Origin of the sequence: Thiorhodococcus mannitoliphagus, from assembly GCF_010915725.1 — a bacterium.
Classification (GTDB): Bacteria; Pseudomonadota; Gammaproteobacteria; order Chromatiales; family Chromatiaceae; genus Thiorhodococcus; species Thiorhodococcus mannitoliphagus.
The window spans coordinates 33274-56473 of sequence record NZ_JAAIJR010000021.1; the positions used below are offsets into that span (position 1 = coordinate 33274).

22 protein-coding genes are annotated in these 23200 nt (G+C 60.9%); 3 read left to right on the plus strand and 19 right to left on the minus strand.

Annotated elements, in window-relative coordinates:
* Position 1: 1 nt before the first annotated feature.
* Positions 2-838: an SWIM zinc finger family protein gene (locus tag G3480_RS07100; protein WP_164653109.1), complete on the plus strand. Its 837-nt coding sequence runs from the start codon at positions 2-4 to the stop codon at positions 836-838.
* A gap of 340 nt (positions 839-1178) precedes the next feature.
* Positions 1179-1403, plus strand: a complete 225-nt coding sequence (locus G3480_RS07105) for a pilus assembly protein HicB (protein ID WP_164653111.1) — start codon at positions 1179-1181, stop codon at positions 1401-1403.
* 296 nt (positions 1404-1699) lie between these two features.
* Here G3480_RS07105 and G3480_RS07110 read toward each other — a convergent pair whose 3' ends face one another.
* The 3 genes from G3480_RS07110 to gltS all read right to left on the minus strand — a co-directional run bounded on the left by G3480_RS07110 (position 1700) and on the right by gltS (position 6692).
* Entirely contained in the window at positions 1700-2641 is a 942-nt protein-coding gene (locus tag G3480_RS07110; RefSeq protein ID WP_164653112.1) for a hypothetical protein, read from the minus strand.
* A gap of 1256 nt (positions 2642-3897) precedes the next feature.
* Entirely contained in the window at positions 3898-5478 is a 1581-nt protein-coding gene (locus G3480_RS07115) for a TAXI family TRAP transporter solute-binding subunit (protein ID WP_240905639.1), read from the minus strand.
* Between the two features lie 2 nt (positions 5479-5480).
* Positions 5481-6692, minus strand: a complete 1212-nt coding sequence (gene gltS / locus G3480_RS07120; protein WP_164653114.1) for a sodium/glutamate symporter — start codon at positions 6690-6692, stop codon at positions 5481-5483.
* Positions 6693-7273: 581 nt separating this feature from the next.
* Between gltS and G3480_RS07125 the strand changes: the two genes are divergently transcribed.
* Positions 7274-7798: a hypothetical protein gene (locus tag G3480_RS07125; protein ID WP_164653116.1), complete on the plus strand. Its 525-nt coding sequence runs from the start codon at positions 7274-7276 to the stop codon at positions 7796-7798.
* A 50-nt stretch (positions 7799-7848) separates the two neighbouring features.
* Here the strand turns inward: G3480_RS07125 and serS are convergent, their stop codons facing one another.
* From serS to rpoE, 16 genes are all read right to left on the minus strand, one after another.
* A complete protein-coding gene (gene serS / locus G3480_RS07130; RefSeq protein WP_164653117.1) occupies positions 7849-9126 on the minus strand; it encodes a serine--tRNA ligase in 1278 nt (425 codons plus the stop codon).
* 78 nt (positions 9127-9204) lie between these two features.
* Entirely contained in the window at positions 9205-9798 is a 594-nt protein-coding gene (locus G3480_RS07135; RefSeq protein WP_164653119.1) for a class I SAM-dependent methyltransferase, read from the minus strand.
* A gap of 52 nt (positions 9799-9850) precedes the next feature.
* Positions 9851-10495 (minus strand): endonuclease III domain-containing protein, encoded by a 645-nt coding sequence (locus G3480_RS07140; protein ID WP_164653120.1) that lies wholly within the window; start codon positions 10493-10495, stop codon positions 9851-9853.
* Between the two features lie 2 nt (positions 10496-10497).
* Complete coding sequence (locus G3480_RS07145) at positions 10498-11709, minus strand: GlgC family sugar phosphate nucleotidyltransferase (RefSeq protein WP_164653121.1); 1212 nt, start codon at positions 11707-11709, stop codon at positions 10498-10500.
* 103 nt (positions 11710-11812) lie between these two features.
* Entirely contained in the window at positions 11813-12562 is a 750-nt protein-coding gene (gene pdxJ / locus G3480_RS07150) for a pyridoxine 5'-phosphate synthase (RefSeq protein ID WP_164653122.1), read from the minus strand.
* Positions 12563-12782: 220 nt separating this feature from the next.
* Positions 12783-13502: a DNA repair protein RecO gene (recO, locus tag G3480_RS07155; protein WP_164653123.1), complete on the minus strand. Its 720-nt coding sequence runs from the start codon at positions 13500-13502 to the stop codon at positions 12783-12785.
* 27 nt (positions 13503-13529) lie between these two features.
* Entirely contained in the window at positions 13530-14435 is a 906-nt protein-coding gene (gene era / locus G3480_RS07160; RefSeq protein WP_164653124.1) for a GTPase Era, read from the minus strand.
* Complete coding sequence (gene rnc / locus G3480_RS07165) at positions 14428-15105, minus strand: ribonuclease III (RefSeq protein WP_338114084.1); 678 nt, start codon at positions 15103-15105, stop codon at positions 14428-14430. The genes era and rnc overlap by 8 nt, the downstream gene beginning before the upstream one ends.
* On the minus strand, positions 15102-15494 hold the full coding sequence (locus tag G3480_RS07170; RefSeq protein ID WP_164653126.1) for a DUF4845 domain-containing protein: 393 nt from the start codon (positions 15492-15494) through the stop codon (positions 15102-15104). Before G3480_RS07170 ends, rnc begins: the two co-directional genes overlap by 4 nt.
* 15 nt (positions 15495-15509) lie before the next feature.
* Positions 15510-16361 carry a signal peptidase I gene (gene lepB / locus G3480_RS07175; RefSeq protein ID WP_164653128.1) on the minus strand — a complete coding sequence of 284 codons (852 nt, stop codon included), beginning with the start codon at positions 16359-16361 and terminating at the stop codon, positions 15510-15512.
* A 124-nt stretch (positions 16362-16485) separates the two neighbouring features.
* Positions 16486-18288, minus strand: a complete 1803-nt coding sequence (lepA, locus tag G3480_RS07180; protein ID WP_164653130.1) for a translation elongation factor 4 — start codon at positions 18286-18288, stop codon at positions 16486-16488.
* A gap of 295 nt (positions 18289-18583) precedes the next feature.
* Positions 18584-20008, minus strand: coding sequence for a DegQ family serine endoprotease (locus tag G3480_RS07185; RefSeq protein ID WP_164653132.1), 1425 nt, complete (start codon positions 20006-20008; stop codon positions 18584-18586).
* Between the two features lie 22 nt (positions 20009-20030).
* Positions 20031-20534, minus strand: a complete 504-nt coding sequence (locus G3480_RS07190) for a SoxR reducing system RseC family protein (protein ID WP_240905641.1) — start codon at positions 20532-20534, stop codon at positions 20031-20033.
* Complete coding sequence (locus tag G3480_RS07195) at positions 20531-21544, minus strand: MucB/RseB C-terminal domain-containing protein (protein WP_164653134.1); 1014 nt, start codon at positions 21542-21544, stop codon at positions 20531-20533. The genes G3480_RS07190 and G3480_RS07195 overlap by 4 nt, the downstream gene beginning before the upstream one ends.
* Before the next feature lie 313 nt (positions 21545-21857).
* A complete protein-coding gene (locus G3480_RS07200; RefSeq protein WP_164653136.1) occupies positions 21858-22322 on the minus strand; it encodes a sigma-E factor negative regulatory protein in 465 nt (154 codons plus the stop codon).
* Between the two features lie 110 nt (positions 22323-22432).
* On the minus strand, positions 22433-23011 hold the full coding sequence (rpoE, locus tag G3480_RS07205) for an RNA polymerase sigma factor RpoE (protein ID WP_164653138.1): 579 nt from the start codon (positions 23009-23011) through the stop codon (positions 22433-22435).
* Positions 23012-23200: the final 189 nt, after the last annotated feature.

A 23200-nucleotide genomic window follows, 5' to 3' on the forward strand; every position in this document is an offset into this window, starting at 1 on the left:
GATGGCACAACAGAGCAAGACCTGGTGGGGACAGCGCTTCATCGCCGCGCTCGAAGGCTGCATGGACCGCGGGCGTCTGCAGCGCGGACGCAGCTACAGCGGCGACAACCGCATCCTGAGCTTCGGCATCGAGAAGGCGCTGGTGAGCGCCACGGTGCGGGGCAATGTCAACGCCTATTTCGGCGTCTACAAAGAGCCGCGATACAAGACCCAGATCCGCCTTGCCCCCATCCCGGACAAGGACTGGGACAAGGCCATCGCCACACTCGGCAGCAACGCCGCACTGGTCTCGCAACTGCTCTTGGGCGAGATGCCCGAGCGCATCGACCAGGTCTTCGCCGGCATGCAGCTGAACCTGCTGCCGCAGAGCCGCAAGGACTTCGCCCTCACCGACTGCTCCTGCCCCGATTACGCCAACCCCTGCAAGCACATCGCCGGGGTCTATTATCGACTGGCGGGACAGCTGGATAGCGATCCCTTCCTGCTGTTCGAGCTGAGAGGCCTGTCGCGGGACCGATTGCACAAGGCACTGAGCGAGACGCCACTGGGGAAGGCGCTGGTGTCGATGATGGACGAACGAGTGGAGGCAGCGGAGCCGGCAGAGTCCTTCTTCACCCGACCAAAGGGTGCCGAGTCCGCACCGAACTATCGGGATTTCTGGACTGGCGGAAAGCGACTACCGACCGAGATCGAGCCAGCCACCCCACCGGTCGTTTCGGGGATTCTGGTGCGGAAGGCGGGGGATTTCCCGGGGTTTTGGGAGCGGGATCATTCGTTTGTGGAGGTGATGGAGGATCTGTATGGGAGGGTGCGAGGGAAGCGCCAAGGGGTTTTGTAGGGAGGGAGGCGGACGTTGAAAGCCCTCGTTTTGCTAGCTTCTCGTACACGATGAATGCTTTTGGGCGATGTCCGGCAAACAACAGACCCGCAGTCCCGATCCCGTAGATGGGCAAAGGCCCTGGCGATGCGATTCTTTCGGAGTGCCCAGGGTCGCGGGGCGTGCCCATCATCCCAGCTCAGCGTCTTGCAAGATGGGCACGTCCGTCTGGCGTCGAGCTTGGGCTCGAGCCCAGAGCGCGGACTTTGCCCATCCTACCGATCCGGATCTATTTGGGTAAGCTCGTTTCCGGAAATCGCCTTGATTCGCAGGTCACATCTGACTGCGAGGGCGCTCCCTCATGAAAGACTTCGACAGCTACCACAAGTGGATCGACTGGTGTGAGGAGGATCAGGTCTACATCGGAAAGTGCCCTGATCTCATGACTAGGATTCATGGTGACGATCCTATCGTCCTCTATGGCCAGCTGTGCGAGGTTGTGCAGGATGTAATCCGTCACTTCAAGGCCGAAGGGCGACCGCTTCCGCTAGCGCGGGTGAGACCGATGCGGGAGGTGGATTGGTAAGAGTCTTGAAGCGGCGCCGGATTCTTATCGATGTCAGCTAAATGGTGGCCTCAATCCCGAAACAGTCCGAGCGCCAGCGCCTGATCGAAGGGCGATTCGACGAGCCCAATAGATTTGATTCACTAGATTTGATTCACTGAATTTTTTCGTGGCTTTAGAGGCTGTCTGGAAACCATCGTCGAGGCCTGAATGGACGGGTGTACAAGGGGCGACTTCAGTCGCCCAATCGCGCAGGTATCGAGGGCGAATGAATTCGCCCCTACGAGTTTCCAGACAGCTTCTTAGACCATCCAATATCATAGAACCTTGATGCGATTGCGCTGGAGCAGAAAGAGACCGCTCAGGAGCAACACAAGCGTTCCGGGTGCTGGTACCGGGACGGGGTCTCCCAAGAGATCCTGGCCGCCTGCTTGATGAAACCAAAGGACTTTATTGCTGTTCAGCGAAACATTCTCAGATTCAGCCATTCTGTCGAATGTTTCCTTGAGCAGCGCGGAACCTTTTGTGCTTAAGTTCTTATTACCAGTACCCGTGCCGGACACCCGGAAATCACCGTTGTCAATCTCCCCTCCCGTATCGTATAGACTCTCCCAGATTCCGACCTGGATTGCGCCACTCATCCATCCATCCGTGGGGTTGAGCCAGTTCTGATCGCCATATTTCAATCCGTAGGCTTTGGTTTCAAGAACCCAATTGAGGGCTCCAAGGAAATCCAGAACGTTGCCAAAATCACGCTGGACCGTTATCTCCTTGTTATTTATTATTACCTTTTGTGTTACCACGGTATCCTGGCTAACGTTAAGTACGTCGTATGTACTTGTGCCCTTGTTTAGATTTTCGAAGAGGTCAACACAGTAGAAGATAACATCGTCTTCATTGCGATAAAGCGTTGAGGGATCAAAGGGATCATCTCCAACGGCTTTGGCCGAGCCTCCGAAAGCGCCCGCATAAACTGTCTCGCTGAGGATGACAGTGTTGTTTCCAAGAGAAAACTGAACCAAATCGTATTCAGCCGGAAAAAGATCGGAAATCGCGCTAGGGAAAGTGATGTCAACCGTCCCTACCTTATAATCCGAATCGACAACATAATCGCCCAGCGGCGTAGGTGTAGCCAGTGTTCCCTTTGTGCTCAAGAGCAACGCAAGCGTGAGCACACCAAGTGCTGATCTAGAAATGCGGCAACCAGACGTATTGGCCTGGCAAGCCTTCTTGTCAATACTCTCTTTGATTCGGACCATCTCTCGCTGCTCCTGGCAACCCCTGAGGGAAACCCATGTTTTATCTTTCATCGACACAAGTAGCGTGGCCTTGGGGTATCCTGAGTCTTACCCCGACCCGAACACGGGTCAAAAACGCACCAGGTTATTTAGGATGCTAGCTGCAAAATTGATGCCGATTTAGAAATCTCTAGCGAAGGAGCAAAGCAACCTGTGACCGTCTTCTTGAGTCTGTTTCAGAGGGTCTGATTGAATTACATAGCATTTCTGAACATGGCGCCGACGGAAACCAGGTTTTTGCCTCATGCGGCAAGCACAACCGCAAACATATGATTTAGTTTAAGAACACTGTTTGGACGGACTCTTAGAATCCCCTAAGCGGCATTGGTTGGCGTTGTCAGTGACAGCATCTGTCAGCAGGATCTGACAAATCCCGCCAGCCGTGATCTCTTAATGCAGAATTTCTGCGACGCTTCCGCGTAAGAGACTCGGTTGGGAAATTTGACCTTGATCATCGTTCGGTCCAGCTGCTGGCCATCCCTGCGTAGTCAAGGCTTCCAGCCCTGATTTTGTCAGGCCAAGATGGCCTGACTACAGCGGTCCCCGCTAACTTCAAAATACTCTTATTATCAGTCACTTGGAAATTATGCTTTCGTAGACCCTTAAGATCAATATAGTTCGAAATCAATGGTTTCTTTGTTTTCTGAGCGGTAATAGCTGGCCTGACGACGCATTCGTTGGCCGACTTGGGCGAAGGGATGATCGAGGCCGGAAATTTGCCCCGAAAGCACGCCTGGTTGCCTGGGGTATCGACAAAAAGCGAAGATTGAGGGTTCGGTTTCCGGGGGACACTTTGCTCAACTCCGGAAGTCCGTCGAAGAAATCGAATAAGAGAAGGGCGCCTAACGAATAACTTTATTCGTTGAGGCCGTTGGTCAGTTCGGCCATTGGTGATTTCGGGCAGTTCTCCGGGCGTCAACCCCGGAACTGACCCCTGCGCTGGGCCTGTGACCACTGCGCTGCGCACTGGATGGTCAGCGGGGTTCCGATCATCGGCGGCCTAGGAGCCTGTCCGACTTGGGGGGATCGAAGCGAGGAAGTGGGAGAGCGAGGCCATTTCGTTCCGGTTTTGAGGCGCATAGTGGTTCTATGTAACGAAAAAGCGGGGCGAAAGTGACCCTTCTCCCGATTCCGCAGCCGATTCATCCTAAGTCGGACAGGCTCCTAGTAGGTCTGGCGAATGCTCCGTCGGCGGATGAAGCTCTGGCGGCCTGTTGCTACCTTAATTCCTGCCTATCGGCAGCCGGACGGGCCGTTTCCTGTGATGACGACGGCAAGAATCGCCCGTAATACTCGACGGCCGCCGGATGCAGCGGGATGGTCAATCCAATCTCGGCGGTGTTCTCTGTAATCAGCGAACCTGCGGCGCTGCCGGCGCGGACGAAGTCGATGCGGTCGAACAGGGCCGTGAGCACGCGATCCACATCTGCCTTCGGCAGTGCTTCGCCGGTCGCGAGCAGGGCGGTCACGGCGACCGTGGCGACCGCCTCCTGTTGGCCCGGATAGGTGGACGCGGGCAGCACGATGGGGATATAGCCCGCGCCTTCTCGGGTCAGCAGGTCGCGCAGATCCTCGCTCAACGACAACAGCCGAACACGGCCCTCGGCGGCTGCTCGCTGCAGGGCGCGGGCCGGGGCGCCGATGGTGGCGATGACGGCATCCGCCTCGCCGTCATGGAGCAATTGCAAGCCAGCGGCCAGACCGGTCTCGTGGACAGCGCCGAGGTCGGCCAGGTCGATGCCGGCAGCGGCGAGCAGCGCGACGGCATTGAGGTAAGAGCCGGAGCCTGGATGACCGATGTCGACCCGTTTTCCGGCCAGGTCCTGCACGCTGGCAATCCCTGAGTCGGCGGCGACGATGAGGTGTAGCGGCTCAGGGAAGAGGCTGGCCAGGGCTTGCAGATCGTAGTGCGGGCCAAGGCCGGCGAAGGATTCTGTACCAATCAGGGCTTGCGCCGCGACGTTGTTCTGCACCAAGGCGATGTCGACCTTGCCGGTACGCAGCAGCTCCAGGTTTTCCAGGCTGCCGCGACTCTGCACGGCGTTCGACGGCGTTCCCTCGGCAATGAGTTCATCGGCTAAGAGCTGTGCTACGCGGGCATATTCGCCGTCCGGCGAACCGCCGGCGATGATCAGCGCCCGTTCCAGCCGATCGAGCCGCAGCGTGATGTCTTCGTAGGCGCTGTCCAACACCTCGGTGATGATCCGCTCACGCTCCCGCGATTGGTCGCCGGCCTTGGCCAGCAGCGCATTGATTTGCTCGATGATTCGACGTGATTCCTCGGCGCCAGCCGGCCCCGCCGTCGCTGTACCAACCCCCGGATGAAAGACATCCACGGGCACCCAGCCATCGGCACCGCGCTCGAAGCTGACACTGCCGCGGACATAGACCTGGTCACCGGCGCTGTTGCCATCCTGTTCGAGGCCGTCGATGCCGCGCTCGGTGGCACCAAGCAGGTTGCTGAAAGCGGCAACATTGAGGGTGTCCCAGGACGAGAAATCCAAGTCGCGGGCAAAGGTCAACACGGCGTTGTAATAGACGATGCGGCGTTTGAGTCCGTCCGCGCCAGGATCCAGCGGACCGCTACCGAGACGCCGCAGGCTGGTGAGATCCAAGGTGTCAGCCCCCAGAGCCTGGGTCAGGCGCTCCTCGACCACCTGGGTGACGCTGGACTCGTCCGGACCCTCTACGCAACCGGCGATGAGCAGTACGAACATGACAACGATGAGAGCCAGCGTGATGCGCGCCAAAGCGATACGGGCGGCGATCCTGACTGCGATCTGTGCTGATGTCATCATGTTCAAAACCCGAACCAGGGCAGCGCCAAGAAGCCCTGAATGACCAGGGCGTTGCAGATGTCGATGAGGAAGGCGCCAATGATGGGCACCAGCAGGAAGGCCATCGGCGACACCCCGTGACGACTGGTCACGGCCTGCATGTTGGCGATCGCCGTGGGCGTTGCACCAAGCTGAAAACCGCACTGGCCGGCCGCAATCACGGCAGCGTCATAGTTTCGGCCCATGACCTGGAAGGTCAGAAACACCACCAGCAGCACCGCGAGCAAGGCCTGGGCGACCAAGATGATCAGGATCGGCAGGGCCAGATTGACCAGTTCCCACAGGCGCAGCGACATCAGCGCCATGGCCAGAAACAGTGACAGGCTGACGGTGCCCATGAGTTCGATGGTCGGGCCGTCGATGCGATACAGCCCGCTCAGACCCAGGGCGTTACGCAGGATGATTCCCACCAGCAGACACCAGACGAAGGTCGGCAAGGTGATGCCGGGGATGGCCAGATGTTCGGCCAGCAGGGTCCCGACACCCATACAGAACATCAGGATCAGGATGGTCTCGATCAGGGATTCCGGGCTCAAGGCGCGGCGTTCGTCCCGCGGCACCTCGCCGGGGCCGAGTTGGGCCGACGCCTGAGCTAACGGCTGCAGCCGGTGCCGGCGAATCAGCCATTGCGCCACGGGTCCGCCGAGGACACCGCCCAAGATCAGCCCGAAGGTGGCGCAGGCCATGGCCACCTCGACGGCGCCCTGCAGACCGTTCACCTCGCCGAACACCTGCCCATAGGCGGCGCCGGTGCCGTGCCCGCCGGCCAACGTCGCCGAGCCGCCGAGGATGCCCATCAACGGATGCAGATCCAGTCCGATCGCGATGGCCACGCCGACGACGTTTTGCAGCACCAGCGCCACCACCACCACCACACCTAGCAGCAACAGCAGCTTGCGCCCGCCCTGGCCCAGGGTACGCACATCGGCACCGAGCCCGACGGTGGAGAAGAAGATCAACAACAGCGGCGCTTGCAGCCCCATGTCGAAGGACAATTCAGCACCGGTACCGACCCGCACCAGCGTTAGCCCCAGGGCGACGATCAGTCCGCCGACCACCGGATCTGGGATGCTGTAACGCGCCAAGAAGTCGATGCGCCCGATCAGCCAACGGCCGACCAAGAGGACCAGGATGGCGAACACCACGGTCAGCGGCAGCGGGATTTCGATGGCCATGGCGTCTGACACCTTGTCTGAACCGCGCTCAGCGCGGTATGTGATGTTTTTGAATTCGATTCAACCTCGGCGAAATCAAAGATTGCCGGAGTTGGCGCAGGATAGCGAGCTTTGCTGATTGCTGAGAGTCTATCGGATAAATCTGTTCGGCGACACAAAATGGAAATGCCTCTGGTGCGACTGCGCGCAGACATCCCAGTGCCCACTATGCGCCTCAAAACCGGAACGAAATGGCCTCGCTCTCCCACTTCCTCGCTTCGATCCCCCCAAGTCGGACAGGCTCCTAGCTTTCTGCGAGAAACTTTCTTGCGAAAGACCTTTTTCGCCTTCCCCGCAAGTCTTGCTGGCGCTGGGCCTCAATACCTATCGGTTTCCCGAAATCAACCGGAACAGCCGCTCCAAGCCTGCGTAGCCAGGCCATCCTGGCCTGGTTTGCCAGGGCTGGAAGCCCTGGCTACATAAAACCGATAGGTGGTGAGGGCGCTGGGCTCAGGAGACCGTGCGTCAAGGCTGGTGGGCGTCGCTTGAGGGACGCAGGTGCCGGCGGCATAATCCGCGCCGGCCGGAGATTGAGGTAGACGATGGATGAGGGCTCGGAAAGACAGGCGCTTTTGTGGTCGCACAAAGGCTATCGCACCGCTTGGCTCGGTGGTCGCTTGCTCGCCGGCATCGGATGGCTACTCGCCCTGCTTGGCGTCGCGGGGAGCCTGCTCGCCGTCTGGCTGCGAAAGGATGTCGAGACCCTGGTGATCGGCGCGGCGAGCTGCGCCTCAGGCCTACTCTTGGTCGTCGCTGGGCAGACTATTCGCGCTGCAGTCGAGGGTGCCATTCGAACGCGCGAGATCCTAGGGTTGCTGCAGGCAGGCCCGCTGCAATGGGCCACGCGCCCACCACCACCGCAGACACCCCCCACCCCGCCGGAGCGCTCGCGCAGTCAAAGCGCCTGGCTCAAGACGCCATCGACGCCGATCTCTGCGGAGATGCGCTCCAGCATCGCGAGCGAGGACGTTCGCCCCTGCGTCAATCCCTTTTGCGAGCGACTGCTGCCAGAGGCCGCCGAGGTCTGCCCACACTGCAGCACGCGCCAGAAGCGCAGAACCCTCTGAGGTCAAGTCCAGAAGCCCATGACTCCGCACTGCGTTTCGACAGGTCGGGGCTAGGCGCTCAGCCGCTCCAGACCACCCATGTAGGGGCGCAGCGCCTCCGGAATCACCACGCTGCCATCGGCTTGCTGGTAGTTTTCCAGCACGGCAACCAGGGCGCGGCCGACGGCAAGCCCTGAGCCGTTCAGCGTGTGGGCCAGCTCGGGCTTCCCGCTCTCCGGATTGCGCCACCGGGCTTGCAGACGCCTGGCCTGGAAGTCGCCGAAGTTGCTGCACGAGGAGATCTCGCGATAGGTCTGCTGGCCGGGGAGCCAGACCTCCAGGTCATAGGTCTTGCGCGCGGAGAAGCCGAGGTCGCCGGTGCAAAGGGTGACGACGCGGTAGGCCAGCCCGAGCCGCTGCAAAATCGCCTCGGCATGCCCAGTAAGGGCCTCCAGGGCCTGCAAGGATTCATCCGGCCGCACGACCTGGACCAGCTCGACCTTCTCGAACTGGTGCTGGCGGATCATGCCACGCGTGTCCTTGCCGTGAGAGCCGGCCTCGCTGCGGAAGCAAGGCGTATGGGCCACCCACTTTAGCGGCATGGCGTCCGCCTCGATGATGACATCGCGCGCCAGATTCGTGACGGGCACTTCCGCCGTCGGGATGAGATAGAAATCCCGCTCGCCGGGAACCTTGAAGAGATCCGCCTCGAATTTCGGCAGCTGGCCGGTCCCGCGCAGGCTATCGGCATTCACCAGATAGGGGACATAGGCCTCGGTGTAACCATGCTCCGAGGTATGCACATCGAGCATCAGCTGAATCAAGGCCCGATGCAAACGCGCCATGGGGCCAGAGAGCACCACGAAACGCGCGCCCGTCACCTTGGCGGCCAGATCGAAATCCATCCAGCCGTTCATGGCGCCGAGGTCCACATGGTCCTTGGGCTCGAAGTCGAAGCTGGGCGGCTCACCCCAACGGCGCTCCTCGCGATTGTGGGACTCGTCCTGGCCGTCCGGTACGCTCTCATCAGGCAGATTCGGCAGCCCGAGGCTGATGTCGGTGACCTCCTGCTGGATCTCACCAAGGCGCGCGTCTGCCGCCTTGAGGCGATCTCCAAGGTCGGAAACGGCCGTCAGCAAGGGCTGAATATCCTCCCCTGCCGCCTTGGCCTTACCGATCGCCTTGGATCGGGTATTGCGCTCCTGCTGCAGGTCCTGAACCTGGACCTGCAGCGCCTTGCGCTCGGCCTCCAGGGCCTCGAAGCGATCCTTGTCCAGGGTCAGGCCGCGACGCGCAAGCCGCGCGGCGACCAGATCGAGATCGGTTCTCAGCAAACGTGGATCTAGCATGGAAGCTCCTTGGCAAACAAACGGCAGCTTCGGCTGCCGGGTCAGTCGGCGCGGCCGCAGCTGAAAGCGAGCGAGGGGCTAGGCCTCAGCCATCGTCTTCCAGAATGCGGCGGTAAAATCACCGGCGAGATAGCCCTCGTGGATCTGGTAGTCGACCTCCAGTTCCTGGCCTAAACGACGGATCTCGCGCGGCAGATAGAGATTATAGATGGGCGAAGTATTCCAACCCTTGAGCAGATTGAAGACGAAGCCCAAGCGACTGGCCTCCAAACACTTCTCGATGAAGCGCCGAGTCTCCTCGCGCGTCAGGGTGTTCATGGCGCCGCTGCAAAGATAGACGTCTGCCTCGGGCAGGTGCTCTTCCAAGATATTGCAGACACGAATCTCCTGATCCGTCCGCTGGCGCGCGACCTCGACCATGGGCTGCATGACATCGAGCCCCAGATAGTGCTTCGGTCTGTAGCCTTGCCGATCCATGTAGCAATAGAGATCGCCGAAACCGCAACCGGCGTCGACGACGCTCAGCTCACTGAAGTTGTCCGGCAGCATGGAGCAGAGCACGCGAAAGCGGACTTCCTGCGTCTCCGTCGAGGCCCAGTGGACACCCTCGGCGGTCTCGCCATGTGTCTGCAACGAGCTGAGGTAGAAGGCTTCATTGTCGACTTTCGGCATGGGGCATCAAATCCTCTTCAATTGCCTGCGAGTACCGCGCATGGTGCCGCGCTCAGGCGGCTGGGCAACGCGATCGCAGGACGCATTCGGCGCAGTTCGGCCGGGTCTTGCAGACCTCCTTGCCGTGCCGCACGACGAGCGCATGGTATTCGTTGAACAGAGGCACGTCAGGGCCAAGCGCGGATTCGAAATGCTTGCGGATCGCTTCATAAACCTCATCGCCGTCCAAGAGCCCCAAGCGGCTGAAGATGCGCCGCGTGTAGGCATCGACGACGAACACGGGCCGTTCGAAGGCGTAAAGCAGCATGTCATCGGCGGTCTCCGGCCCGACGCCGTTCACATCCAGCAAGGAGCGCCTTAGCGCAGCGGTTTCGAGCGCACTCAGGGCCTCGAAGCCGCCCGACGCAACATAGTGCTGGCAGAAAGCACTCAGACGGCGGGCCTTCACGTTGAAATAGCCGGCGGGCCGCAAGGCCTCGGCAAGCCCTTCCATGGGGAGCGCAAGGATTGCCTCAGGCGCGAGGGCATCGAGATCGCGCAGCCGCTGCAAGGCGCGCTCTACGTTGGTCCAGGCCGTATTCTGCGTCAGCACCGCGCCGACCATGACCTCGAAGGGACTGTCGGCAGGCCACCAGTGCTGAGGACCGTAGGCGCCGAACAGCGTCTGAAAGACACCGCGTGCGGCCTCCGGCTCCATAACTACCCCCAGATCCCCCGCGACACGACAACGATACCCTGCTCTGAGACGGTGAAGCGCTCGCGGTCCAGCTTGAGATCATGACCGATCTGTTCATTGGGCGGGATCACCACATCCTTCTCGACGATGCAGTTGCGCAGGTGCGCCCCTTCGCCGACCTCGACCCCATCGAAGAGAATGGACTCCTCGACGATGGCGCCATCCTTCACGCGAACACAGGGGAAGAGAATGGAGTGGTTTACCCCTCCCCCGCTGATCACGGTCCCCGCCGCCAGCATGGAGTTGACGAAAACGCCCTCGTTCCCACTCATTGGCCCCGGCACAGTCCGCGCCGGGGGGTATTGCCCCTGGTAGGTGTGAATGTTCCAGTCGGCTTGATAGAGGTCGATCGGCGGCTCGGCGTAGAGCAGCTCCATGTTCGCGCGATAATAGGCGTCGATGGTTGCCAGGTCGCACCAGTAGCGGTCAGGTGTGACACGTCCGCGCGCCTGCCCGAAGCGATAGGCAAGAATCCGCTGCTCCTGCGTCAGCGGCGCGACCACGTCCAGGGCCAGGTCGCTGTCTTGGCGCTCCCCGCGATCAAGGCGATCGAACTCAGCCAGCAGGAAGGCCTTATCGAAGAGGTAGACGCCCATGGTTTGTAGCCGCTCCCCGTCCTCATCCTCCGCGACGGGAACCGCCGGAGAGAGCGCCCGGATGTAGCCGTCTTCATCAAGCTCGACGCCTGCCTGCGTCCCGCTGTAAGGCGCGGATGTCGGCCTAATCGCGACCGTGACCTTGGCTTGCGCCTCCTTATGGGCTCGAACCAGCTCGGCGTAGTCCATACGATAGACGGCGCCGCCGTCCAGCACCAGGATCTGCTTGGCGCGATTGCGCTCGATGAGATAGCGATTCTGCCGCAGGGCGTCGAAGGGTCCGGCATACCATTCCTGGCTTTCGCGCATCTGAGGCGGCAGTGAGGTGATGAATTCACCCAACTCTGGATTGAAGATGGACCAGCCATCACGCAGGTGCTTCTGTAGCGAATGGCTCTTGTACTGGGTCAGCACCAGCACTTGCCGCAAGCCAGAGTGCAGACAATTGGCCAGGGTGAAGTCGATGCTTCGATACTTACCGCCAAAGGGGACTGCGGCCTTGGTCCTGTGCTGCGTCAGCACATCCGGACCCACGCCGCGATCGATGGCGAGAATGAGAATCAGGGTATCGGCAGACATAGCAGCGGGCCCTAAGCGGTAGCGGGTCGAGAAAGCCGCGCAGTTTAGCCGCGAGAGATCCGGGAAATCCAGGACCGCTTGACCCAAACGGCCCCAGAGGCGATCAGCGCGCCGTATTCATGATGCGCTTGATGTCACGCACCGCCTGGTCCAAACCGGAGAAAACGGCCCGGGCAATGATGGAGTGCCCAATGTTGAGCTCGCGCACACCTGGAATGGCAGCGATCGCCTTGACATTGTGATAATCCAGGCCGTGTCCGGCGTTTACCTGGAGCCCGAGGTCCAGCCCGAAAGCGACGGCCTGACGGATGCGCTCCAAGGCTGCGTCCCGCTCGGCAGGGGATGTCGCATCGGCATAGTGGCCGGTGTGGATCTCCACGACCGGGGCACCCACGGCCTTGGCAGCCTCCAACTGCGCGGGCTCCGCGTCGATGAAGAGCGAGACGCGCACGCCGGCGTCGGCCAGTCGCGCACAGAAGTCCTTGAGTTCATCGCGTCGGCTGGCAACATCGAGCCCACCCTCGGTCGTCAGCTCCTCGCGCCGCTCGGGCACCAGGCAGCAATCGGCGGGCTTAAGCTCGCAAGCGATGGCACCCATTTCCGGCGTCGCCGCCATTTCGAGATTCATGCGCGTCTGCAGCATGTCGCGCAACATGCGGACGTCGCGATCCTGAATATGCCGGCGATCCTCACGTAGATGCAGCGTAATGGCATCCGCTCCGGCATGCTCGGCGACCAGCGCCGCTTGGATCGGCTCCGGATAACGGGTGCCGCGCGCCTGCCGTAAGGTCGCGACATGATCGATATTGACCCCAAGTAGAATCTCGCCTTGATCCCTTGGATCTCTTTGCATCGTGGATTCCTCGAAAAAGAACGCATGCCTGAGAAAAGCAGATGAATCCTGCAGAGCGCCAAGCGCGCAAAGGATTTCGATGCGCCGTAAGAATGAAGGCGCTCACTCATGAAGGCGCTCACTCATGAAGGCGCTCACTCATGAAAGCGCTCACTCAGCGACGGTCGCGCTGGGCTTGGCTAGACACTGCGTCGCCCAAGCGCTGGACGCACCGCAGCCGCTAGCCATCCGCGCCGAACCACCGCCGATAGAGTTCGCGGCTCTGCAGCGGCTTGCCCCCGAGATGCGGCGCGAGGGCGATACGCAAGAGCGAGCGCGCCTCGCGCCGCTGCTCAGCTTCCAATGGCTCGCCAGCGGCCAGCGCCAAGAGCGTTGCTCCCGATAGCACCAGACCCGGCTCGGAAAGCCCGGAAAGCCGCACGCCCAGCTCCTGGTCGTAAACATAGGACAGATCTGAGCGCACTGGAATGCCATCGGACGCGGCCCGATCAAGCGTCATGCCATAGCCGATCTCGTCGAGCAAGCGCAGCTCGAACTGCCTGAGGACTGTATCGAGGTCCTGGCCCTCGGCCAGCGCGGTCAGCGCGACCTGATAGAAGGCGAAGAGGGCATCGTGCGGATCATTTCGGCCCAGGAGCCGCATCAGCAGCTCGTTCAGGTAGAACCCCCCGATCAGGGCTCGCGCCCGCAGGGCAATCGCAGCGCCAGCGCCTTCGACGCGGGTCAAGGTTCGCACCTCGCCGCGTCCAGTCGCCCCGAGCCAAAGCGGCTGAAAGGGCTGCAAGAGGGCGCTCGCCGTGCTCTTCTTGCGTCGGGCGCCCTTGGCAATGGCGGGAAAACGGCCCTCTCCGACAGCGAACACCTCAAGGAGCAGACTGGTATCGCTATAGTCCCGCCGATGCAGGACGAAGGCGAGGAATAGCGCTTCCGAACGGGCCACTGTCAGAGGATGATTGGGGTTTGCGCATCAGCGCTCATCCGTATATCCGAGGCTCGAAAGGGCGGCCTCGTCGCTGGACCAGCTCTTCTTGACCTTGACCCAGACTTCGAGATGGACGGAACAGTCGAAGAGTTTCTGCATCTCCATACGTGCCTGGGTCGCCACCGCCTTGAGCGCCTCCCCACCCTTGCCGATGATGATGCCCTTCTGACTCGCCCGCTCCACCCAAACCAGGGCGTGAATCTTGTACCGACCATCGAGTTCCTCGAACCGCTCGATCTCGACGGTCGTCCGATAGGGCAGCTCCTGCCCGTATCTTTGCATCAACTGTTCGCGAACCAGCTCGGCGGCGAAGAAACGCTGCGAGCGATCCGTGATCTGATCCTCGGGAAAGACGGGCTCGCCTTCCGGCAAGGCCTGCACGACCAGATGCTCGAGCCGATCGACCTGATCCCCCTTGGTCGCGGACACCGGGATGAGTTCGAGGAACTCGTGACGCTCGGCCAAGGTTTGCAGAAAGGGGAGTAGCGCATCCTTCGACTGAACGCGGTCGACCTTATTCACCACGGCGATGGCCGGGACCCCTGATTGCGCAATGGCCGCCAGGGCTTGCGCGTCCTCCTCGGTCCATTTCATGGCCTCGACCACAAACAAGACGAGATTGGTATCGCCAAGCGCCGACAGCGCCGTGCGATTGAGATAACGATTGAGCGCACTCCCGCCCCGCTGGTGGATCCCAGGCGTATCCACAAAGAGGATCTGCCCCTGCGGTAGCGTCTTGATACCAAGAATGGAATGCCGCGTCGTCTGCGCCTTGTGAGAGGTGATGGCGAGCTTTTGCCCCAGCATCCGATTAAGTAGCGTCGACTTGCCCACGTTCGGGCGCCCGACGATAGCAACATAGCCGCAGCGGCTAAAAGCGGCGCTAGACATCCTGAATTTGCTCCAGCATCAGCTCCGCTGCCGCCTGCTCAGCACGCCGACGGCTCGTGCCACCGCCTCGACTGCTGCGCGCGTCGTCTTGCAGCACGCAGCTGACGATAAAGGTCTGGTCATGCTGATCACCGTCGATGGACACTACGACATACTCCGGCAATGGACGCTTGCGCGACTGCAGCAGTTCTTGGAGGCGAGTCTTGGGATCTTTTCCGGCACGCGAGGCATCGGTTTGCTCAAGCCTAGCGCGGAAGAGATCCAAGACGACACGGCGTGCCGAATCGAATCCGACGTCACGATAGACGGCACCCAGCACAGCCTCGAGCGCATCGGCCAGGATGGAATCTCGCGCATGCCCGCCGGTTCGCAGCTCGCCGGCGCCGAGCCTCAGGTAGTCGCCCAACTGGAGTCCGCGCGCCAATTTCGCTAACGACTCCCGCTTGACCAGGGAAGCGCGCATGCGGCTGAGCCTGCCTTCATCAGCCTCTGGGAAACGCTCCCACAAGGCTTCCGCGATCACGAAGCCGATCAAGGCATCGCCAAGAAACTCCAAGCGTTCGTTGTTGGTCGCGCTTGCGCTACGGTGCGTGAGCGCCTGCTCCAAGAGACCCGAGTCTCGGGGCTGATATCCCAGCCCCATCGCAAGACGCCGAGGGTCAGCGATCACGGCTGCAACTGGACCTCGATTTCATGCTTGAAGGCCGCCACAGCGTCTACGTTGAAAAAGAGGTGTACTCGATCTTCATAGTCCAGGGTCACGCGATAGAGACCTCCATCGACCTTCTTGACCTTGAAGTCAGAGCCCTTCCGACCATAGACGCTATTGACATTCAGCCGCTTGTCGATGGCCGCGGTGATCCCGCGGGCGCCACCTTCGATCTGCTGAGGATTGGCCTTGACCTCCTCCATGATCGTCCTGAGCGTCCAAAAATCCAGGTAGAGCGGCCCGACCTTGAGCACGATGGTCGCGAAGAAGGCCACGAGCGCAATGATGACGATAAATCCAAGCATCCCCATGCCGCGCTGGGCCGAGTGACGACGAGCCATGCTGTACATGCCAAGAGCCTCCAATTAATCGATTCCATCCCAAAGACGCGACCAGGCGATCGGGAAACCCTCACGCTCCCCGTCCCAGTGCATCCAGATCGCAAACGCCTTGCCGACGAGATTCTCCTCGGGCACGAATCCCCAGCAGCGGCTGTCATTGCTGTTGTCCCGATTGTCGCCCATGACGAAGAAATGCCCCTCGGGGATCCGCACGGGTCCATAGGCCAAGACCTGACAACCAAAGGGCAGATTGGGCGCCTCCGAGCGTTTCAGGATCAAGTGCTCGACACCGTCGAGACTCTCCAAGGCCTCACGCGCGCCCGTCATTTCCTTGCCCGAACCAACCCCCAGGTAATCTCCAATGGGGAGTTGCGGCATCGGCTCACCATTGACGTAGATGGTCTTGTCACGATAGGCCACCTCGTCCCCAGGCAATCCGACGACGCGCTTGATGTAGTCCGTTTTCGGGTCGAGCGGAAATCTGAAGACCACGACATCGCCGCGCTTGGGCTCGCCGATCTCAAGGAACTTCATGTTGAGAACGGGCAGCCTGAGCCCGTAGGAAAACTTGTTGACCAGAATGAAGTCCCCAGTCAGGAGCGTCGGCATCATCGAGTTTGACGGGATGCGAAAGGGCTCCACCAAGAAAGAGCGCAGGATGAGGACCGCGAAGATCACGGGGAAAAAGGAGCGCGCGTATTCCACGAGCACCGGTTCCTTGTAGGACGCATCGACCTCGCCCGTCTTCGCACCGCCGACGCCTGCGGCCTCCATTGCCCGACGACGGCGCGGTGCAAGCGCAATGGCATCAAGCAGCCAAATTCCGCCGGTTACCGCGGAAGCCAAAACCAGAAAAGCCGGAAAGTCGAAAGTCATGGTCTGTGGTCAGTGTTCCTAATGGATGGGCCGAGAAGTCGCCGATCAGCCGCCGTTGCGACGCTTGTGCGACCCGAGCGCCGAGCGGGGACAACAGATAGCGGGCATGCGCTCTGACAAGCGGTCAATTATCCTTCCCAGTCTGAAGCACGGCAAGGAAGGCCTCCTGCGGAATGTCGACCTTGCCAACCTGTTTCATGCGCCGCTTGCCTTCCTTCTGCTTCTCCAAGAGCTTGCGTTTTCGCGTGACGTCACCGCCGTAGCACTTGGCAGTCACATTCTTGCGCAGCGCCTTCACCGTGGTGCGGGCAATGATCTTCGAACCAATCGCGGCCTGAATGGCCACCTCGAACATTTGGCGCGGAATCAGCTCCTTCATGCGCTCCGTCACATCGCGACCGCGCCCCTGAGAAACAGAGCGGTGAACGATGGATGAAAGCGAATCCACCTTGTCGCCATTGATGAGCACATCGAGCTTAACGAGATCAGACGACTGAAAGCGTTTGAATTCATATTCGAAAGACGCGTAACCCCGACTGCACGACTTGAGCCGATCGAAGAAATCCAAGACGACCTCGCTCATGGGCAACTCGTAGGTCGCTTGGACCTGTCCACCCAGGTATTGGATCTGCTTCTGCACGCCACGCTTCTCGATACAGAGGTTGATGACCGCACCCAAATAGTCCTGCGGGACGAGGATATGGGCCTCGATGATCGGCTCGCGCACCTCGCTGGTCTTGGCCGAGTCCGGCAAATCGGCCGGATTGTCGATCCTCATCAGCTCGCCGTCCGTGCGCAAGACCTCATAGACGACCGTCGGCGCCGTCGTGATCAGATCCAGGTTGTACTCTCGCTCCAGCCGCTCTTGGATGATCTCCATGTGCAACATGCCAAGAAAGCCGCAGCGGAAACCGAAGCCAAGTGCCTGTGAGACCTCGGGCTCGTAGTGCAAGGCTGCGTCATTGAGCCTCAGTTTGCCGAGGGCCTCGCGCAGATCCTCGTAGTCGTCAGAGACGACTGTATAGAGCCCAGCGAAGACGCGCGGACGCATTTCCTTGAAGCCGGGAAGTTTGTCGGCCTTCTTATCCGGCAGCGTGATGGTGTCACCCACTGGCGCACCATCGATCTCCTTGATACCGGCGACCATGTAGCCGACTTCGCCAGCACCCAGGGAGTCACGCTCAGTCTTCTTGGGTGTAAAAACACCCACGTTAGTCACCTGCTGCGTCCGCCCCGTAGACATGATGAGAATCTTGTCGCGCTTGCGCATCTCACCATTCACGACACGGACCAAAGACACCACGCCGACATAGGGATCAAACCAGGAATCGATGATCAACGCCTGCAGCGGCGCCTTGCGATCGCCGGTCGGCGGCGGAATTTTTTCGACCAGCGCCTCGAGCAGATCCGGGATGCCCTCCCCTGTCTTGGCGCTGACCCGGAGCGCGTCTGTGGCCTCGAGCCCGATGATCTCCTCGATCTCGTTGATTACACGCTCAGGCTCGGCCGACGGCAGGTCGATCTTGTTGAGCACGGGCAGCACCTCGAGGCCCTGCTCGATCGCCGTATAGCAATTGGCGACACTCTGAGCCTCGACCCCCTGCGCGGCGTCCACGACGAGCAGCGCACCCTCGCATGCAGCCAGCGAGCGCGACACCTCGTAGGAGAAATCCACGTGCCCTGGCGTATCGATGAAATTCAGCTGATAGGTTTCCCCATTCCGCGCCACATAGATCAGCGTGACGCTCTGCGCCTTGATGGTAATACCACGCTCGCGCTCCAAGTCCATCGAATCGAGCACTTGCGTGGACATCTCCCGATCCGTGAGGGCACCGCTGATCTGGATGAATCGGTCCGCGATCGTCGACTTTCCGTGATCGATATGAGCGATGATCGAGAAATTACGGATGTGACTGAGGTCGGTCATTGGGTGCCTAGAGCTGGCCAAAAAAGATTGAGACAGAGCGGCGTCCGCTCTCGACGGAACACGGCAGATCGAGCTGATGGCGTGTTAGAGACGCCTATCCGGCGAGGCCAAAACGCGAGCCGCACACGAAAGCCAACCCTGAATGGTAGCAGATAGGGGATTGGGAGTTCACCAAAACTAGCGGCCGGCTCATGGTCGGCCATGTTGTCTGGCGCATTCGCGAATGGGAAGCGGGCAGACCAATCCAGAGGTCTTGAGCGGCCCGCGCCCAAAGGGCGCGGGGACAGCGACGCGCTTATTCTTTCGGCAACTTCATGGCGTAGAACATACGATTCTCCCCGCGCTGGATGAGAATCGCGACCGAGCGGCCGGGCTCGACGCCTTCCAAGATGCGGTTGAAATCGGCCGTGCTCGAGACGGGTTGATTGTCCAACATGAGAATGACATCGCCGACGTTCAGGCCCACCTGCTCCGCCGGGCCGGAATCCAGCGCCCCGATCAGCACGCCACCCTTTTCAACCCCCAGCTGCTTGCGCTGTTCCGGCGTCAAATCCCGCACCACGAGCCCCAACCGGTTTGCCGCTTCCTGCTTGGGCGCCCCCTCGGTGCTCGCGAGCGCTTCCTCGTCAGGCAGCTCGCCAATGGTCATCTCGAGCTGTACCCGCTTGCCGTTGCGCAGAACCTCAATGCTCGCGGTCGCACCGACAGCAGTCTCGCCGACCAGAGGAGGCAATGAGCTGGAGGTGAGGATCTCGCTGCCGTTGTAGCGCAGGATGACATCGCCTGGGCGCATATCCGCCGCCTCCGCCGGACTCTTCGGAAGCACCTGAGCAACCAGCGCACCCTTGGGCTGATCCATGCCGAAGGATTCGGCGAGTTCGCGCGTGACATCCTGGATGAGCACGCCCAGCCAACCGCGACTGACACGCCCCTTGGTCTGGAGTTGGCTCACCACGTCCATGGCAACATCGATGGGGATTGCGAAGGACAGCCCCATGAAACCGCCGGTCCGGCTGTAGATCTGGCTGTTGACGCCAACCACTTCGCCCTTCAAGTTGAACAGCGGCCCACCTGAGTTGCCTGGATTGATGGCGACATCGGTCTGGATAAAGGGCACGTAGTTCTCTGAGGGTAGGCTGCGCCCCTTGGCGCTGACAATGCCTGCCGTCGCTGACGACTCGAATCCAAACGGCGACCCAATCGCCAACACCCACTCGCCGACTTGGAGATCCTTCGATGAGCCGATCTTCGCCGCCGGTAGCTGCTCGCCGTCGACTTTGAGCAACGCGATGTCGCTGCGTTTGTCGATACCGATCAGGGAGGCCACGAACTCGCGCCGGTCACTGGTGCGTACGATGATCTCGTCAGCGCTTTCCACAACGTGTGAGTTCGTCAACACAAAGCCATCTTGCGAGACGAAGAAGCCCGACCCGAGCGAGCGCGATTGGAAGCTGTCGTCTGGAATTTCCCCTTCCTCGTCGAAAAAGTGCCGGAAGAAATCCTGCAGCGGACTGTCCTCGGGCAGGTCGGGCACGGAGAAACCGCGCAAGCGCTGTGAGACAGATCCAGACTGCTTGGTGCTGATGTTGACGACTGCCGGACCATTTTCGGAGACCAGGCCGGTGAAATCCGGCAGCTCGCGACTCGAGGCCAAACCTGGGGCCAAGGCGCAGCAGAGCAGTGCGGTCAAAGCAATGGACAATTTAGGTGTGGCTCGCATGAATGCTCCAGGGTTGCTCAGATCAAGCGGATCCGTCGGCAGGCGCCGATGGGGCGGCGAGAACCGCAGACGTCGGACCGAGACGCCGCAGGATCGACGGCTGATACCCGGACCGACCGGCTAATCGAACACTGTATCCGCGAAGCCACAGCAATGCCAGCACAAAGCCTAGGGCTGCGCCCAGCAAACTCGCACTCTCGGCCCAAGCGCCGCCAAGCGACTGGCCGATCGCGGCCCCTAACATCAGCGCAAGCAGGGGTACCAAATAGGCCGCGACCGCGGCGCCCAGCAGGCTCGATTCCCTGATCCCGATGGTCACCCGATCGCCAACCCGAGCGCCGACCTGATTCAGGACTGTGAGTTCGACCGGGCGTCGACCGAAAAAATGCTCGAGAAGCGAAGTGCCACAAGCATCATTCACAGCGCAGTTTCCGCAGGCACGCTTGCGCTCCGTGCGCACGCGCGCGCGCTCACCAGAGACGTCAGTGACGACCCCGGACTCCTCCAGCATGCCGTCATTGGTCATCGAGACCCAGCCTCCACCTCAGTCTCAGCCATGCGCCGCGCGCCAGCCACGGCTTGCTGCACCGTCTGCATGGGAACCTCGCCGACGGCAATGAGCTGATAGCCATCCAGGCTACGGCCGGCGGCATGCACGGCTCCGATGCTCGCGACGCCCTCGAGACCATTCTCTGTATCTTGGTCGATGTAGACCGAATAAGCCGATAGGCGATCGGTGAACATGTAGTGCTCAATGATCGACCCGTCCGGCTGCTTCATCTCATCGTGCATCACCAGTTCGAACCCGAGCGGAACTTCGCGGAAACGCCACTCGCCGTCCGCAGAGGTGGCCGGCGCACTGCGAATCGGCTGCCCCTTGACGTCCGGCAGCGCCCCGTCGGGCGGCCCGATCTCAACGGAGGTGAACATCAGCTGCTCCAGCGGCTGCTGATCTTGATCGATCAAGTCGGACTTCAACGGCAGCGCGGTTTCTCGATCGATGTGGAACCGATAGCCGTAACGCAGGGCATCGCGCGGCACAATGCCGACGACATCCGTGTCGCGACCAGCAATGCGGGCCTCCCCGAGCATCCGCACCTGGTAGTGGTCGACCAGCGCATCGGGATCGATCCCCTCGGTTTCCAGAAAACGACTCTGCCCGTTCTGCTCAACCGAGATGGGATGACCATCCGGCATGACGCACATAACACGCTCTTGCGCGCGCACAACCGCCCGGACAGGCCCACTCAGCGAGATGAGACGCTCGTGGACCTCTCCATTCGAGATCTGATGCTGAAGATCCATGGCCTCCAGTCGGTTCTCGTGCAGATAGACGAGCGTGCCCTCGTAGTTAAGCGATCGGACGGCCTCCGCCATCCGCGCCAACAACTCGGCGGCGCCGACCGGCTTCGCAATCCCCTTTCCTGCATCCGACGGCTGAGCTTCCACCGCATGAGCGGAAGCCATGACACAGGCCCAGCTGAGCAGGACGAGCAGCGCAATGGCCGGCCTTTGGCGCCTAGCGACCCGACTCATAGCCAACCAATGTCGCATAAGGAAGCATGCCCTTGGCGCCAGTCGCCGGCGCCGTGGCCTGGTGTGTCACCAAATAGGGCGATTTCCGGGAAACAACATACCTGCGGTTTCGATCCCGTAGGATGGGCAAAGCCCTGGCGATGCGCTTCTTTCGGAGTGCCGAGGGTCGCGGGGCGTGCCCATCATCCCAGCTCAGCGTCTTGCAAGATGGGCACGTCCGTCTGGCGTCGAGGCTAGGATCGAGCCCAGAGCGCGGACTTTGCCCATCCTACCGATCCGGATCTATTTGGGTAAGATCATTTCCGGAAATCGCCTAGAGATCCAGCTTGTTCGCCAAAGCTGGCCGCTCCAGTTGCAACCGGCTGATGGGAACGGATTCGCGCTCGACAAGCCGAGGGGCCGCCGCCCCTTCATCCGGAATCGTGCCAGCGTCGCGAAAAAGCGTCGGCGCGGCAAAGAAGGCCAGGAAAGCAACTGAGGCGGCCATCGCGAGGGCGGCGGTCTTGCGCCCGCGCGAGCGGTGCCGAGTGCCGCTGCGGCTCGCTGCCAAGGGTATGGGCTCCCGCTCGAGCCGCGCCCAAACGCCGTCCGCCACACCGCGGTACTCTGGGGCGATTGCCTCGGCTCGGATGGCTTGCCCGATCAGGCTATAGCGCTCCCAAGCGCCACGAAGCTCTCCCCCGCCATTGACTGCATCCAAGACCCGCAGCGCGGACCTCGCGCCGAGCTCGCCATCCAGAAGCTCGGAAAGTCGTTGTCTATGCTCGTCGGTCATCATGTCATGCCTGAGCTGTGTTGAACGGATAGTCGGTCTCGAGCCTCAAGGCTTCGAGCGGCCTCTGCGAGCGTCTATGCACAATGGATCGCCTCTTCACCCTGCATCGCCCCTCAGCCATCGAGGAGCGGACGTAGACGCTTGTCGATCGCCTCGCGCGCCCTGAAGATCCGCGAGCGTACGGTGCCAATGGGACACTCCATCGTCGTGGCAATCTCTTCGTAGGTCATTCCCTCGAGTTCACGCAGCACGATCGCCGTGCGCAAGTCATCGGGGAGGTCGTCTAGCGCACGCTGCACGTTTAACGCAATCTCATCACGCAACAAGTGACGTTCGGGCGTGGCGTCCTCGCGCAGCCGCCCGCCCATGTCCATCTGCTCCGCGACTTCGGCCTCGACATCATCGCCAGGTGGCCGTCGCCCTTGTGCAACCAGGTGATTCTTGACCGTGTTGACCGCGATACGGTAGAGCCAGGTGTAAAAGGCACTCTCACCGCGAAATCCTGGTAGCGCCCGATAAGCCTTCAAGAAGGCATCCTGGGTGACATCCATCACTTCGCTCGGATCACGCAGGTAGCGCGAAATCAAGCTGGCTACCTTTTGCTGGTATTTAAGAACCAGGAGATCGAATGCACGCTTATCGCCAGCCTGCACGCGCTCCACCAGTGCCTGATCTGCGCTACGCTCAGACATTCGTGGTACCCGCCGCGCGTCTTTTGCGGCGCTCAGTTGGGATGGACAATCCACCTGTGAGGAAGTTCTTGACCGTCATCGTTTCAGCACGCGGTTTTCCAACCTGATTTACAAAACCTTGATCCAAATCGCCAAATCGACGAGGTTACCTGAGACGGTGAGGGCGAATGCACAGAATGTCGACCTATT

Coding starts and splice junctions, on each gene's coding strand:
- G3480_RS07185 (WP_164653132.1), bottom strand. CDS start 20,008: ATGCGAGCCACACCTAAATTGTCCATTGCTTTGACCGCACTGCTCTGC.
- G3480_RS07100 (WP_164653109.1), top strand. CDS start 2: ATGGCACAACAGAGCAAGACCTGGTGGGGACAGCGCTTCATCGCCGCG.
- gltS (WP_164653114.1), bottom strand. CDS start 6,692: ATGGCCATCGAAATCCCGCTGCCGCTGACCGTGGTGTTCGCCATCCTG.
- G3480_RS07200 (WP_164653136.1), bottom strand. CDS start 22,322: ATGATGACCGACGAGCATAGACAACGACTTTCCGAGCTTCTGGATGGC.
- era (WP_164653124.1), bottom strand. CDS start 14,435: ATGTCTAGCGCCGCTTTTAGCCGCTGCGGCTATGTTGCTATCGTCGGG.
- rpoE (WP_164653138.1), bottom strand. CDS start 23,011: ATGTCTGAGCGTAGCGCAGATCAGGCACTGGTGGAGCGCGTGCAGGCT.
- serS (WP_164653117.1), bottom strand. CDS start 9,126: ATGCTAGATCCACGTTTGCTGAGAACCGATCTCGATCTGGTCGCCGCG.
- pdxJ (WP_164653122.1), bottom strand. CDS start 12,562: ATGCAAAGAGATCCAAGGGATCAAGGCGAGATTCTACTTGGGGTCAAT.
- G3480_RS07145 (WP_164653121.1), bottom strand. CDS start 11,709: ATGTCTGCCGATACCCTGATTCTCATTCTCGCCATCGATCGCGGCGTG.
- lepB (WP_164653128.1), bottom strand. CDS start 16,361: ATGACTTTCGACTTTCCGGCTTTTCTGGTTTTGGCTTCCGCGGTAACC.
- G3480_RS07170 (WP_164653126.1), bottom strand. CDS start 15,494: ATGTACAGCATGGCTCGTCGTCACTCGGCCCAGCGCGGCATGGGGATG.
- G3480_RS07195 (WP_164653134.1), bottom strand. CDS start 21,544: ATGAGTCGGGTCGCTAGGCGCCAAAGGCCGGCCATTGCGCTGCTCGTC.
- G3480_RS07190 (WP_240905641.1), bottom strand. CDS start 20,534: ATGACCAATGACGGCATGCTGGAGGAGTCCGGGGTCGTCACTGACGTC.
- G3480_RS07115 (WP_240905639.1), bottom strand. CDS start 5,478: ATGATGACATCAGCACAGATCGCAGTCAGGATCGCCGCCCGTATCGCT.
- G3480_RS07135 (WP_164653119.1), bottom strand. CDS start 9,798: ATGCCGAAAGTCGACAATGAAGCCTTCTACCTCAGCTCGTTGCAGACA.
- G3480_RS07105 (WP_164653111.1), top strand. CDS start 1,179: ATGAAAGACTTCGACAGCTACCACAAGTGGATCGACTGGTGTGAGGAG.
- G3480_RS07125 (WP_164653116.1), top strand. CDS start 7,274: ATGGATGAGGGCTCGGAAAGACAGGCGCTTTTGTGGTCGCACAAAGGC.
- G3480_RS07110 (WP_164653112.1), bottom strand. CDS start 2,641: ATGGTCCGAATCAAAGAGAGTATTGACAAGAAGGCTTGCCAGGCCAAT.
- lepA (WP_164653130.1), bottom strand. CDS start 18,288: ATGACCGACCTCAGTCACATCCGTAATTTCTCGATCATCGCTCATATC.
- G3480_RS07140 (WP_164653120.1), bottom strand. CDS start 10,495: ATGGAGCCGGAGGCCGCACGCGGTGTCTTTCAGACGCTGTTCGGCGCC.